This is a genomic window from Pseudomonas sp. SWRI154 (assembly GCF_014268645.1).
GTDB lineage: Bacteria > Pseudomonadota > Gammaproteobacteria > Pseudomonadales > Pseudomonadaceae > Aquipseudomonas > Aquipseudomonas marvdashtae.
In genome coordinates this window covers 94567-107549 of record NZ_JABWQW010000012.1, presented here as the reverse complement: position 1 = coordinate 107549, position 12983 = coordinate 94567, and the positions used below count along the sequence as shown (strand labels likewise).

General features: G+C 60.9%; 9 protein-coding genes. 4 read left to right on the top strand and 5 right to left on the bottom strand.

Translation table 11 applies throughout. The features are described from left to right. Together HU806_RS13350 and HU806_RS13345 are read right to left on the bottom strand one after the other, a co-directional pair. Positions 1 to 840 (bottom strand): 23S rRNA (adenine(2030)-N(6))-methyltransferase RlmJ, encoded by an 840-nt coding sequence (locus tag HU806_RS13350; RefSeq protein WP_186611819.1) that lies wholly within the window; start codon positions 838 to 840, stop codon positions 1 to 3. 102 nt (positions 841 to 942) lie between these two features. Then, the gene (locus HU806_RS13345) at positions 943 to 2961 is read right to left on the bottom strand and encodes a type VI secretion system Vgr family protein (RefSeq protein ID WP_186611818.1); all 2019 of its coding nucleotides are present in this window, start codon (positions 2959 to 2961) and stop codon (positions 943 to 945) included. A gap of 265 nt (positions 2962 to 3226) precedes the next feature. Between HU806_RS13345 and HU806_RS13340 the strand changes: the two genes are divergently transcribed. Beyond that, positions 3227 to 3727: a DUF2165 family protein gene (locus HU806_RS13340; RefSeq protein WP_186611817.1), complete on the top strand. Its 501-nt coding sequence runs from the start codon at positions 3227 to 3229 to the stop codon at positions 3725 to 3727. 75 nt (positions 3728 to 3802) lie between these two features. Here the strand turns inward: HU806_RS13340 and putP are convergent, their stop codons facing one another. Continuing rightward, entirely contained in the window at positions 3803 to 5287 is a 1485-nt protein-coding gene (gene putP, locus HU806_RS13335) for a sodium/proline symporter PutP (protein WP_186611816.1), read from the bottom strand. A gap of 462 nt (positions 5288 to 5749) precedes the next feature. Between putP and putA the strand changes: the two genes are divergently transcribed. The 3 genes from putA to HU806_RS13320 all read left to right on the top strand — a co-directional run bounded on the left by putA (position 5750) and on the right by HU806_RS13320 (position 12190). Continuing rightward, entirely contained in the window at positions 5750 to 9703 is a 3954-nt protein-coding gene (gene putA / locus HU806_RS13330) for a trifunctional transcriptional regulator/proline dehydrogenase/L-glutamate gamma-semialdehyde dehydrogenase (protein ID WP_186611815.1), read from the top strand. A 192-nt stretch (positions 9704 to 9895) separates the two neighbouring features. Next, on the top strand, positions 9896 to 10099 hold the full coding sequence (locus HU806_RS13325) for a cold-shock protein (protein WP_186611814.1): 204 nt from the start codon (positions 9896 to 9898) through the stop codon (positions 10097 to 10099). Positions 10100 to 10387: 288 nt separating this feature from the next. Beyond that, entirely contained in the window at positions 10388 to 12190 is a 1803-nt protein-coding gene (locus HU806_RS13320) for an acyl-CoA dehydrogenase (RefSeq protein WP_186611813.1), read from the top strand. A gap of 54 nt (positions 12191 to 12244) precedes the next feature. Here HU806_RS13320 and HU806_RS13315 read toward each other — a convergent pair whose 3' ends face one another. Both HU806_RS13315 and HU806_RS13310 read right to left on the bottom strand, forming a co-directional pair. Then, the gene (locus HU806_RS13315) at positions 12245 to 12547 is read right to left on the bottom strand and encodes a cell division protein ZapA (protein ID WP_186611812.1); all 303 of its coding nucleotides are present in this window, start codon (positions 12545 to 12547) and stop codon (positions 12245 to 12247) included. Then, positions 12544 to 12774, bottom strand: coding sequence for a hypothetical protein (locus HU806_RS13310; protein ID WP_186611811.1), 231 nt, complete (start codon positions 12772 to 12774; stop codon positions 12544 to 12546). Before HU806_RS13310 ends, HU806_RS13315 begins: the two co-directional genes overlap by 4 nt. Positions 12775 to 12983 lie beyond the last annotated feature (209 nt).

Here is a 12983-nt window from a genome sequence, read left to right as displayed (position 1 = left end):
TCAACTCTCAGCGATCAACCAATCCATCTGCCAGCCGCCCTGGGTCTGCCCAAGCTTCTTGGACAGCCACGGCAGCAACTCCCGCAATTCCTCTTCGAGCCCCCAAGGGGGATTGGCAATCGCCAGGCCGGAGCCGTTAAGGCTGTTGGGCGTTGCCAACGGATGCACCAGCAACTCTACCCGCAACAGCTTCGGTGCGCCGGTGCCGGCCAAGTCCTGGTAGAAGCGACGCAACATCCGCTGGTCCTTCACCGGGTACCAGATCGCCGCCACGGTCTGGCGCATCCGGCTGATGGCCTCCTTGAGGGACGCGGCGCAGCGCTGCATCTCGTCGAGCTGTTCGAACGGCGGATCGATCAGCATCAAGCCACGCTTCTCGGTCACTGGCAGCAGCGCCCGAGGCACATGCCAGCCTTCGCCCAGATGCACCGCCACGCGACGGTCACCCTTCATGTTGTCCTTGAGGAGCACGCCGTCCTCGGGATGCTTCTCGTTGAGCAGAACCCGATCCTGCGGCCGGGTCAGGCGCCGCGCCAGTTCCGGTGAGCCTGGGTAATAGCGCAACTGGCCGTCCGGGTTCATCTCATGCAGCACGTTCATGTAGTCGGCGGTCAGCGGCGGCAAGTCATCTTCGCCCCACAACCGCGCAATGCCCTCCAGGTATTCACCGGTGCGATTGGCCTGGTCACCCTGCAAGTCGTACAAGCCGATGCCTGCGTGAGTGTCGAGATAGGCGAAAGGCTGATCCTTGCGCGACATCAAGGCGATGAGGCGGGTCAAGACCAGGTGTTTGAACACGTCGGCGTGATTGCCGGCGTGGAAGGCGTGACGATAATTCATGGCGGCTCCTGCGAAGGCCGCCGAGTTTACCTTGAAGCGCGCCGAACGTCAGGGGTTCGCGGCCGAACGGACGAACAGTCATCAGCCCGGCCCTGTGGCGAGCTACGACAAACTACAAGCGCCGTCCTTGCACCGCTCGCACTCCTCGCAGAAGGGTGCCGGACTTCTCAAGCTCAGTATTTGCGCTAGGGAAAGCTGAGGGGCCAGGGCTGCGGTGAGCTTTTCCGGGGCGCCGGGCGCGATGGGTGCGGCGCCTTTTGCGACCATTGCGGCGCCGCCCACCTGGATCGGCACGCTGCTGAAGATTCCGCCCGGTCCGATGTTGATCCAGTGTCCCCCCGCCTGGATGGTCGCGCTGGCGCCCGCCTCCAACACGACCTGCTGGCCGGCGCTGACATGAAATTCCCCAGCAGCGCTGACGGCCTGGTTGGCGACGCGAATGTGCCGGTCGCCCATGACCAGTAAATGATCGTCCTGGCGGATTTCAACCTGGCGTCGCCCCTGAGTGACGCGCTGTTCGTCAGCCTTGAGCTCATGTCGTGCCAGGCCGGTGACGACGATGCTGCGCTGGTGATCGACCTGCACGCGCTGGTCATGCAGTACGTGCTGGGTCCAGTTGCGCTGGGCCCGCAGGTAGATTTCCTCGGCGCCCTTGCGGTCTTCGATGCGCAACTCGTTGTAGCCGCCACCACCCGGGCTGCTCTGGCTGCGCAGGATGCTGCGGGTCTTGTCCGCCGGCAGGTCGAGCGGCACCGGGTTGGCACCGTTCGGCAGACAGCCAACCACCAACGGCTTGTCGACGTCGCCCTCCATGAATCCCACCAGGACTTCCATGCCGACCCGAGGAATCATCACGCTGCCGTAATGACCATGAGCCCAACCGGTGGCCACGCGCAGCCAGCAACTGGACTGTTCGTCACGCTCACCGTCGCGGTCCCAGACCAGTTGCACCTTGACCCGCCCGAACGCATCGCAATGGATCTCACTGCCCTGCGGCCCCGTCACCACGGCAGGCTGATAGCCGTTAACGGTCGGCTTCTTGTGCTGCAAGGGCGGACGAAAGAACACATCCCACGGCGTTGCGAGAAAGGTATTACGGTAGCCTTGGAACTCTTCCGGGCCAATCGAGGCGGACTCTTCAAGCACTTGCGGCTGGCGGCCATGGTGATCAATTTGCGTCAGCAACCAGAGGTCATTCCATTGCGCCCGCGGGTGCTCCTTGATGCGCATGAAATGCCCGCTGGCAAAGGCACTGTCGTCACCGCCACCCTGCGCCACGCGATGGTCGGCGCCATGGCGTTCGAGGGTGCGCCGGGCCAGGAGCTTGCCATCCTCGCGGTCGATGAACTGGCCCGGGTAGTGATAGCTCTCAAGCGATGGTAATCGCTGGTTGTCGAGGCTTGCCTGAAGCTGCAGGCCAGGCTTGCGAAAGTCATAATCGTGCAGTGTCACGGCGGTGGTACGGGTCTGCAGACGCACCGCCAGGCGCTTGATCGCCGGCTCGTCGGCGGCCATGCCGCTGCCCGGCAGGTACAGCGTCGATTCAGGCAAGCGAGGAAACATCGTCTGGTCGTCGCCGAACACCAACAGGTGGCCGCCAAGGCTGTGCTGGAAGTGATAGTGAATGCCGACCTCGGCGCAAATCCGCTCGATAAAGGCCAGATCGCTTTCACCGTACTGCACACAATATTCACGTTCTGGGTATTGCCCGCCAAGGCTGAACTGGTAGGCGTCGGCGAAGATGCCGTGGTCCTTCAAGATGCGGGCGACGATATCCGGCACGCTCAGGTGCTGGAAAACTCGCCGGTTGATGCGATGGCGCAAGTACGCCAGGCGCGGCACCAGGCTGATCTGGTAGCGGGACAAGCGCTTGCCCGAATCGTCTTGGGCCACGCTGTAGACCTGGCCATGTATTCCACCACCTCGATCATCGAAGCTCAGGTACGCCTGGCGATGCAGTAGATCTTCAAGCGCCAGGTCGGGCCGCTCACTGACCAGCTCCAGGTCAAAGCAGTAGGGCTGGCTGATAGCTTCCTTGCCCTTGAACTCAAGCACCCTGAGCTCATTTGGCCCGCTGTCGAACGTCAGCGTGAAACGTGGTTGGTTGGCAGGCGCGAACATCCGATGTGCCTCTGCTTAATGAAGACGGGCGATTCTGCATCAGCTATTCGGAGTCTGGATCGGACGTCGTGAAAAACAGATTTGCCTTACATCTGATAAGCCAAAAACTTCGTGGCGCGCTGTATTTTCTGACAGACAAATTTTGGGCCGTGGTGGCTGGAAGCATTCGCACGCATGAATCAGCAGTTTCTTACAACCCGACGGGCCTCAAGGCTGCAAAAAGGCGTGATAACGTTCCTGGTCAAAAAACGCAACGGACGCAACCATGACAGCCCGCTACACAAAAATCGCAATGCTCCTGGCACTCGCCGCCTTCGCTTTCCTCACGGTGTTCAACAACGTTACGGACTACAGCTCCAACTTCAATTTCGTGCATCACGTCCTGAGCATGGACACCACCTTCCCCGACAATGCCGCCCGGTATCGCGCCATCAAGCACCCGTGGATGTGGCACGGCGCCTATTGGCTGATCATCCTCGGCGAAGCAATGACCTGCGGATTGCTGGCCTACGGCGCACTGAAACTCTGGCAAGCACGCCACGCCAAGGGGACAGTTTTCACCCGCGCCAAGGGGAGCGCCATTATCGGACTCACAGTCGGATTCTTCGTCTGGTTCTTCGGGTTCATGGTCGTCGGCGGCGAATGGTTCCTGATGTGGCAATCCGAAGTCTGGAATGGCCAGGAGGCCGCTTTCAGGTTCTACATGGCCCTACTCGGCGTGCTGATCTTCCTCAACCAGCCCGACGATTCGGCCGGGCACCCATGAAAAACGGCCCGTCTCCAAGGGAGGCGGGCCGTTTTTTTGATACTAGGGACGAGCCGTGCAGGCCTCGCCGAAAGCTTACTGGTTCAAGCGGAAATCTTTCTCGGCCGCATCGAAGCGCTGCAGCATACCGGCGGTAGGCGAGCCCATCTTGCTGACGAAATAGATAGCCAGGCTGGCGAAAATGAAGCCAGGGATGATTTCGTACAGGCCCAGCAGTTCGAAATGTTTCCAGACAACGACGGTGATCGCGCCAACCAGGATACCGGCCAGGGCGCCATTGCGAGTCATGTTCTTCCAGATCACCGAGATCAGGACCACCGGACCAAACGCGGCACCGAAACCGGCCCAGGCGTAGCTCACCAGACCCAATACACGGTTTTCCGGGTTAGCGGCCAGGGCGATGGCGATCAATGCCACCAACAGCACCATGGCACGACCGACCCAGACCAGTTCCAGCTGGGAGGCGCTCTTGCGCAGGAAAGTCTTGTAGAAGTCTTCGGTCAAGGCGCTCGAGCACACCAGCAACTGGCAGCTCAGGGTGCTCATCACAGCAGCCAGGATGGCCGACAGCAGGACACCGGCAACCCAAGGGTTGAATAGGATCTTGGCCAGTTCGATGAACACACGCTCAGGGTTTTCGCTGACCGGACCGGCGACTTCAGGATGCGCCGAGAAGTAAGCGATGCCGAAGAAACCGACGGCAACGGTGCCGCCCAGGCACAGGATCATCCAGGCCATGGAGATGCGACGCGCCTTGGCGATCGACTTGACCGAATCCGCCGCCATGAAGCGCGCCAGGATGTGCGGTTGGCCGAAGTAGCCCAGGCCCCAGCCCATCAGCGAGATGATCCCGATGAAGGTGGTGTTTTTCAGCATGTCGAACGAAGTAGGATCTTTCGCTTCGATGGCCAGGAAAGTGGTGTCGACGCCGCCAGTGGCCAGCAGCACGATAATCGGCGTAAGGATCAACGCGAAGATCATCAGGGTGGCTTGTACGGTATCGGTCCAGCTCACGGCCAGGAAACCACCAATGAAGGTGTAGGCGATGGTCGCGGCAGCACCGGCCCACAGCGCGGTCTCGTAGGACATGCCGAAGGTGCTTTCGAACAGACGGGCACCGGCGACAATGCCGGAAGCGCAATAGATGGTGAAGAACACCAGGATAACTACCGCCGAGATGATCCGCAGCAAGCCGCTGGTATCTTCAAACCGGCTGGAGAAATAGTCTGGCAGCGTCAGCGCATCGCCGTTGTGCTCGGTCTGGACCCGCAGGCGACCGGCCACGAACAGCCAGTTCAGGTACGCACCGACGATAAGGCCGATGGCGATCCAGCTTTCCGACAGGCCGGACATGTAGATTGCTCCGGGCAACCCCATCAACAACCAGCCGCTCATATCGGAGGCGCCGGCAGAAAGCGCCGTCACGACACTGCCCAGGCTGCGACCGCCCAGGATGTAATCGGAAAGGTTATTGGTGGAGCGATAAGCCATCAGGCCGATCAGGACCATGGCTGCGATGTAGATCACGAAGGTGATCAGGGTGGGGTTGCTAACACTCATGAGTTACGCCCTGGCTTTGTTTTTATGGTGCGGTGGCAGTTGCAAGCGCCGACAACGCAGACGTTGTACCGACGGTTTGCAGACCCGCAAATTTATGACTGATGTTTCCCCAGGAAAGCCATCAGCCGATGCCCCTCGGCTTGGAGCCGGTTGCACCTTGGCCGCGAATGCTATTCAACAAAGCAAATAAGGTGCAACCAGTTTCATTCAAATAAGTTGCACCTAGTCGGAAACCTCTTACAGAAGGCGCCATTATGCCCGCTATTGGTGCAATTCATCCAATTCGTTGATCCGCAGCGCACCAATAAAGCGCACAAAATAAAAGTGCTACGCCGCGTCCAGATGAGCTGCTCATTATTTCGACAAAAAACAGGTTGCACCCGGTTGCACCTCATCCAGCTCGCAGCTAATCTTGCCGCCAGCTGATGCCACGCGGTACGTGGCAAACATGAGGATAAAAATATGGCTACCACCACCCTTGGGGTCAAACTCGACGACCCGACCCGCGAACGCCTCAAGGCGGCCGCGTCCTCGATTGATCGCACGCCACACTGGCTGATCAAGCAGGCAATCTTCAATTACCTGGAGAAACTCGAGGGTGGTGCAACCCTGACCGAACTGAACGGGTCGGTCCGCGCCGACAGCGACGACGCTGGCGAAGTCCAAGCCGATCACGCTCACCAGTGCTTCCTCGAATTCGCCGAGAGCATCCTTCCGCAATCGGTCTTGCGCGCATCCATTACCGCCGCTTACCGCCGCCCGGAACCGGAAGTGGTGCCAATGCTGATCGAGCAGGCCCGCCTGCCGGCTGAAATGGCCGAGGCCACCAACAAGCTCGCCGCGTCGATTGCCGAAAAACTGCGTAACCAGAAGAGTGCCGGCGGCCGTGCCGGAATTGTTCAGGGCCTGCTACAGGAATTTTCCCTGTCGTCCCAGGAAGGCGTGGCATTGATGTGCCTGGCCGAGGCGCTGCTGCGCATCCCGGACAAAGGCACCCGCGATGCCCTGATCCGCGACAAGATCAGCACTGGCAACTGGCAGCCACATCTGGGCAACAGCCCGTCGCTGTTCGTCAATGCCGCCACCTGGGGCTTGTTGCTGACCGGCAAACTGGTCGCCACTCATAATGAAGCCGGCCTGACTTCGTCCCTGAGCCGCATCATCGGCAAGAGCGGCGAGCCGATGATCCGCAAGGGCGTCGACATGGCCATGCGCCTGATGGGCGAGCAGTTCGTCACCGGCGAAACCATCGCCGAAGCCCTGGCCAACGCCAGCAAGTTCGAAGCCAAGGGCTTCCGCTATTCCTACGACATGCTGGGTGAAGCCGCACTCACCGAACATGACGCCCAGAAGTACCTGGCCTCGTACGAACAAGCCATCCACTCGATCGGCAAAGCGTCCCATGGCCGTGGGATTTATGAAGGCCCAGGTATTTCCATCAAGCTCTCGGCCCTGCATCCGCGGTACAGCCGCGCCCAGTACGAGCGCGTCATGGAAGAGCTGTACCCGCGCCTGCTGTCGCTGACCCTGCTGGCAAAGCAATACGACATCGGCCTGAATATCGACGCCGAAGAGGCCGACCGTCTCGAACTGTCCCTGGACCTGCTCGAGCGCCTGTGCTTCGAGCCGCAGCTGACCGGCTGGAACGGCATCGGTTTCGTGATCCAGGCGTACCAGAAGCGTTGCCCGTACGTGATCGACTACGTTATCGATCTTGCCCGTCGCAGCCGTCACCGCCTGATGATTCGCCTGGTGAAAGGCGCGTACTGGGACAGCGAGATCAAGCGCGCCCAGGTCGAAGGCCTGGAAGGCTACCCGGTCTACACCCGCAAGGTGTACACCGACGTTTCCTACATCGCTTGCGCGCGCAAGCTGCTGTCCGTGCCGGAAGTCATCTACCCGCAGTTCGCCACGCACAACGCCCACACCCTGTCGGCCATCTACCACATCGCCGGTCAGAACTATTACCCGGGCCAGTACGAGTTCCAGTGCCTGCACGGCATGGGTGAACCGTTGTACGAGCAAGTTGTAGGCAAAGTCTCCGAAGGCAAGCTGAACCGTCCGTGCCGTGTGTACGCTCCGGTCGGCACCCACGAAACACTGCTGGCCTACCTCGTACGCCGCTTGCTGGAAAATGGCGCGAATACCTCGTTCGTCAACCGCATCGCCGACCAGTCGATTTCCATCCAGGAACTGGTGGCCGATCCAGTGGCCAGCATCGAGCAGATGGCAACCCTGGAAGGCGGTTTCGGCCTGCCGCACCCGCGCATCCCTCTGCCGCGCGACCTGTATGGCAGCGAACGCGCCAACTCCAGCGGCATCGACCTGGCCAACGAACATCGCCTGGCGTCGCTGTCCTGCGCCCTGCTGGCCACCGCCCATAACGACTGGAAAGCCGCGCCGATGCTCGGTTGCGCCGCCAGCGAGGAAACCCCGGCAGCGGTGCTGAACCCGTCCGATCACCGCGATGTGGTCGGTCATGTGCAGGAAGCCACCGTCGCCGATGTCGACAACGCCATCCAGTGCGCACTCAACGCCGCACCGATCTGGCAGGCCACGCCACCGGCCGAGCGCGCTGCGATCCTTGAGCGCGCCGCCGACCTGATGGAAGGCGAGATCCAGCCGCTGATGGGCCTGCTGGCCCGCGAAGCCGGCAAGACCTTCGCCAATGCCATCGCCGAAGTGCGTGAAGCGGTGGATTTCCTGCGCTATTACGCGGTGCAGGCCCGCAACGATTTCACCAACGACGCCCACCGCCCACTCGGCCCGGTTGTGTGCATCAGCCCGTGGAACTTCCCGTTGGCGATTTTCAGTGGCCAGGTCGCCGCCGCACTCGCCGCCGGCAACCCGGTACTGGCCAAGCCCGCCGAGCAGACGCCGTTGGTGGCTGCCCAAGCGGTGCGCCTGATGCTCGAAGCGGGCATTCCGGAAGGCGTCCTGCAACTGCTGCCGGGTCGCGGCGAAACCGTCGGCGCGCGCCTGGTAGGTGACGATCGGGTCAAAGGCGTGATGTTCACCGGTTCCACCGAAGTCGCCCGTCTGCTGCAACGCAACGTCGCCGGTCGCCTGGACAACCAGGGCCGACCGATTCCGCTGATCGCCGAAACCGGTGGCCAGAACGCAATGATCGTCGACTCCTCGGCGCTGACCGAACAAGTGGTCATCGACGTGGTGTCCTCGGCCTTCGACAGCGCCGGCCAGCGTTGCTCGGCCCTGCGGGTCCTGTGCTTGCAGGAAGATTCCGCCGACCGCGTCATCGAAATGCTCAAGGGCGCCATGGCCGAATCGCGCCTCGGCAACCCGGAACGCCTGTCGGTGGACATCGGCCCGGTGATCGACGCCGAAGCCAAGGCCGGCATCGAGAAACACATCCAGGCCATGCGCGACAAAGGCCGCACCGTGTATCAGATGGCTATCGCCGACAGCGACGAATGCAAGCGCGGCACCTTTGTGATGCCGACCCTGATCGAGCTGGAAAGCTTCGATGAGCTGCAGCGCGAAATCTTCGGCCCGGTGCTGCACGTGGTGCGCTACAAGCGCAAGGAGCTGGACCAGTTGATCAACCAGATCAACGCCTCCGGCTATGGCCTGACCCTTGGCGTGCACACGCGTATCGACGAGACCATCGCCAAGGTCATCGACAACGTCCATGCCGGTAACGTCTACGTGAACCGCAACATCGTCGGTGCCGTGGTCGGTGTGCAGCCGTTCGGCGGCGAAGGCCTGTCGGGCACCGGTCCCAAGGCCGGCGGCCCGCTGTACCTGTACCGACTGCTGTCGACACGTCCTACCGATGCGATCCAGCAATCGTTCGTGCGTGGCGATGCCCTGGCGGCGCCGGACCTGCGTTTGCGCGACGCCATGGGTAAACCGCTGGCGGCGCTGCAAGCCTGGGCCGACAGTCAGAAACTCGCCGAACTGAGCGCCTTGTGCGTGCAGTTCGCGGCCCAGTCGCAGAGCGGTATTACCCGCCAGCTGACCGGCCCGACCGGCGAACGCAACAGCTACGCCATCCTGCCGCGTGAGCACGTGCTGTGCCTGGCCGACGTCGAAGGCGATCTGCTGACGCAACTGGTGGCCGTACTGGCCGTCGGCGGCTCGGCCGTGTGGCCGGAAACCGACACCAGCAAGGCGGTGTTCGCACGCTTGCCGAAAGATATTCAGGCACGCATCCAACGGGTGGCAGATTGGACCAAGGATGAAGTGGTCTTCGACGCGGTCTTGCATCACGGCGACTCGGACCAACTGCGTGGCGTTTGCCAGCAAGTGGCCAAGCGCGCCGGGGCCATTGTCGGGGTACATGGTTTGTCCCAGGGCGAAACCAATATTGCCTTGGAGCGCCTGGTGATCGAGCGCGCGCTGAGCGTCAACACCGCCGCGGCGGGCGGCAACGCCAGCCTGATGACCATCGGCTAAACCGCTGTAGGCCAGGCACCCGCGATGGGTGCCTGGTAACCGAATCCTGATGTGTGTGAGCCCGCGCCTTCAGCAGTACCGTTCGTCTTGAACCTCTGCTTACCTGTCAACTTTGACAGTAGCCATCAAGTCGCTTTCGCGATTGGATGGGGTTGTAAGGTGCGCATGTGCACTGGGCATAGGAGAACGGTGATGGCAACGGGAACGGTTAAGTGGTTTAACGTAGAAAAAGCCTTCGGTTTCATTACGCCAGACGAGGGTGAACAGGATCTGCTTGCGCTTTATTCTGACATTCAATCGGCGGGTTACAAGGCCCTCCAAGAGAATCAAAGGGTTGAATTTGACGTTACGCAAGGACCGAAAGGACCACAAGCAGTTAACATCCGGCCAATTTGAATCTACGATTCCTCTCCGGTACAAACGAGGCGGAACGGAATGCTCAAACATCACGAAAATCTGAGGTAAAAGACTATGGTTGAGAGGGCTCCCCCCTCAACCATTGGGCTTCCATATTTGGATCTTCATCCGAGCCGAACCCGGACACGCCTGATCCGTGGCGAGGGAAGCTTGCTTCCACTTTTTGATTAGCGCCACCCCTTCTGTTCCATCACCCAAATCAATCATCCTGTTCACCCTCCATCCCCACGCCTAGACTCGGCCCATTCCAAAAAAAGGTAGGCCGCCATGTCCGAGACATTGCTCAGTTCCCGCAATCTGGCTTTCGAGCTGTACGAAGTCCTCGATGCCGAGGGCCTGACCCAGCGCGAACGATTTGCCGAGCACAACCGCGAAACCTTCGACGCAGCCCTAGGCACCGCCCGCAGCATTGCCGAGAAATTTTTCGCGCCTCACAACCGTAAGAATGATGAAAACGAACCGCGCTACGAGAACGGCGAGGCGATCCTGATTCCCGAGGTGAAACCGGCGGTGGATGCCTTTCTGGAGGCCGGTTTCCTCAACGCCGCGCGCAGCTTCGACGCCGGCGGCATGCAACTGCCGACATTGCTGTCCCAGGCCTGCTTCGCGCATTTCCAATCGGCCAATGCCGCTTCGACCTCTTATCCGTTCTTGACCATGGGCGCGGCGAACCTGATCGAAAGCTTCGGCAGCGACGAGCAGAAACAACGTTTCCTGCAACCGATGATCGACGGCCGTTTTTTCGGCACCATGGCCCTGACCGAGCCCCATGCAGGCTCTTCGCTGGCGGATATTCGTACGCGCGCAGAGCCGGCATCCGACGGTACCTATCGACTCAAGGGCAACAAGATCTTCATTTCCGGCGGCGATCATCCGCTGTCGGAAAACATCGTGCACATGGTCCTGGCGAAACTGCCGGATGCACCGCCAGGTGTGAAAGGCATTTCGCTGTTTATCGTGCCCAAGTTTTTGGTCAAGGACGACGGCAGCCTCGGCCCGCGTAACGACGTGCTGTTGGCCGGACTGTTCCACAAGATGGGTTGGCGCGGCACCACGTCTACCGCGCTCAACTTCGGTGACAATGGCGAATGTGTCGGTTATCTCGTAGGAAAACCGCACCACGGCCTGAGCTATATGTTCCAGATGATGAACGAGGCGCGAATCGGCGTGGGTATGGGCGCGGTGATGCTGGGCTATGCCGGCTATCTGTACTCCCTCGAATACGCCCGCGAACGTCCGCAGGGCCGGGTACCCGACAGCAAGGACCCGACCGCCGCGCCCGTGGCGATCATCCAGCACGCCGACGTGCGCCGCATGTTGCTGACGCAAAAAGCCTACGTGGAAGGCTCATTTGACTTGGGCCTGTACGCGGCAAGGCTGTTCGACGACACCACGACCCTTGAAAGCGAGGCCGAGCGCCGCAGGGCCCATGAGCTGTTGGACCTGCTGACGCCGGTCGTCAAATCCTGGCCATCGGAGTTCTGCCTTAAGGCCAACGAGCTGGCGATTCAAATCCTCGGCGGCCACGGCTACACCCGCGAATATCCGGTGGAGCAGTATTACCGCGACAATCGCTTGAACCCGATTCATGAGGGCACCCACGGTATCCAGTCGCTGGACTTGCTGGGGCGCAAACTGGCGCAAAACGGCGGTGCCGGGCTCAAACAACTGATTCGCCTGGTGGCCGACACCACCGAACGTGCCCAGCCCTATGAATCGCTGGCGTCCTTGCGTCAGCCGCTGGAAGCCCTGGTTGCGCGCCTGCAAACGGTCACCCTCGGCCTGCTGACAGACCTGGCCCAAGGCCAGGTCAACAGCAGCCTGGCCAACTCAGCGCTGTACTTGAAGGTCTTCGGGCACATGGTGATCGGCTGGCGCTGGCTGGAACAGGCGATCCGTGCCGAGGAAGGACTTGCCAGGGGCAATCCAGCGGACAGCGACTTCTATCACGGCAAGCTGCAGGCCGCGCGCTACTTCCTGACTTGGGAAGTGCCAGGCTGCCATCACGAACTGGCAATTCTAGAGACGCGAGACGATACCTGCCTGGCGATGCGGGACGAGTGGTTCTGAGCCAAGACATTCAACACGGCTGGAAATCCATCGCGAGAAAGCTCGCGATGGGCTTCACGCCTGCTGAATAGTCTTGGCAATCACCTCGACCGTGGCGTTGACCTGTTCCTGGCATCGGTCGAGTTCCGCCCGGTGCTGCTTTTGCATCTCGATCTGCTGCGAGCACAGGTTCATGGCCGCCAGCACCAGCAGGCGGTCACCGATCAGCGTCGGATATTTGCGCTTGGTATCGGCCAGGGCGGACTTGAGCATCGAAGCGGCGTCCAGCAAGGCCTGCTCCTGCCCGGCCGGTGCCTTGATCGAATAATCCTCCCCGAGAATCGAGACGACTGTTACCCCGCAGGCCTCGTGTTTCATGCGCTAGCCGTTGCGTTGCTGGCGCGTTCGACCAGGGCCTGGATACGTGCGGTGGTAGCGCCATGCAATTCCTCCTGCTCCATGAGGTTCAGTTGCAGGCTTTCGTTTTCATCCTTGGCCTTGGCCAGTTCAGCGCTCAGGGTTTCGTTCAGGCTGGTGAGGTGGCGGTTCTGTTGCACCAGGTCGTTGACCAATTGCTCCAGCTGACTGAGGGATGCTTCCAACATATTGATTTCCAGGCTTTTTCAAGGGGCGCGTACGATAAAGAAAAGTCACCGTCGGCGCCACGACTCAGAGGGCGGCAGTGCTCCGCTCGCGAGCTGTAAAGACTGTGAACACAGCATCTGGTTCCGACCCTTCGTCGCACCGCCGGTCACGGAGTGCGACAAAAGCACGCAGCGCCCTCAAGACTTGAGTCGCCAGACCGATAAGTCAG

What these genes read in the sequence shown, in the direction of transcription:
- HU806_RS13350 (WP_186611819.1), bottom strand. Translation starts at nt 840, where the DNA reads ATGAATTATCGTCACGCCTTCCACGCCGGCAATCACGCCGACGTGTTC.
- HU806_RS13345 (WP_186611818.1), bottom strand. Translation starts at nt 2,961, where the DNA reads ATGTTCGCGCCTGCCAACCAACCACGTTTCACGCTGACGTTCGACAGC.
- HU806_RS13340 (WP_186611817.1), top strand. Translation starts at nt 3,227, where the DNA reads ATGACAGCCCGCTACACAAAAATCGCAATGCTCCTGGCACTCGCCGCC.
- putP (WP_186611816.1), bottom strand. Translation starts at nt 5,287, where the DNA reads ATGAGTGTTAGCAACCCCACCCTGATCACCTTCGTGATCTACATCGCA.
- putA (WP_186611815.1), top strand. Translation starts at nt 5,750, where the DNA reads ATGGCTACCACCACCCTTGGGGTCAAACTCGACGACCCGACCCGCGAA.
- HU806_RS13325 (WP_186611814.1), top strand. Translation starts at nt 9,896, where the DNA reads ATGGCAACGGGAACGGTTAAGTGGTTTAACGTAGAAAAAGCCTTCGGT.
- HU806_RS13320 (WP_186611813.1), top strand. Translation starts at nt 10,388, where the DNA reads ATGTCCGAGACATTGCTCAGTTCCCGCAATCTGGCTTTCGAGCTGTAC.
- HU806_RS13315 (WP_186611812.1), bottom strand. Translation starts at nt 12,547, where the DNA reads ATGAAACACGAGGCCTGCGGGGTAACAGTCGTCTCGATTCTCGGGGAG.
- HU806_RS13310 (WP_186611811.1), bottom strand. Translation starts at nt 12,774, where the DNA reads ATGTTGGAAGCATCCCTCAGTCAGCTGGAGCAATTGGTCAACGACCTG.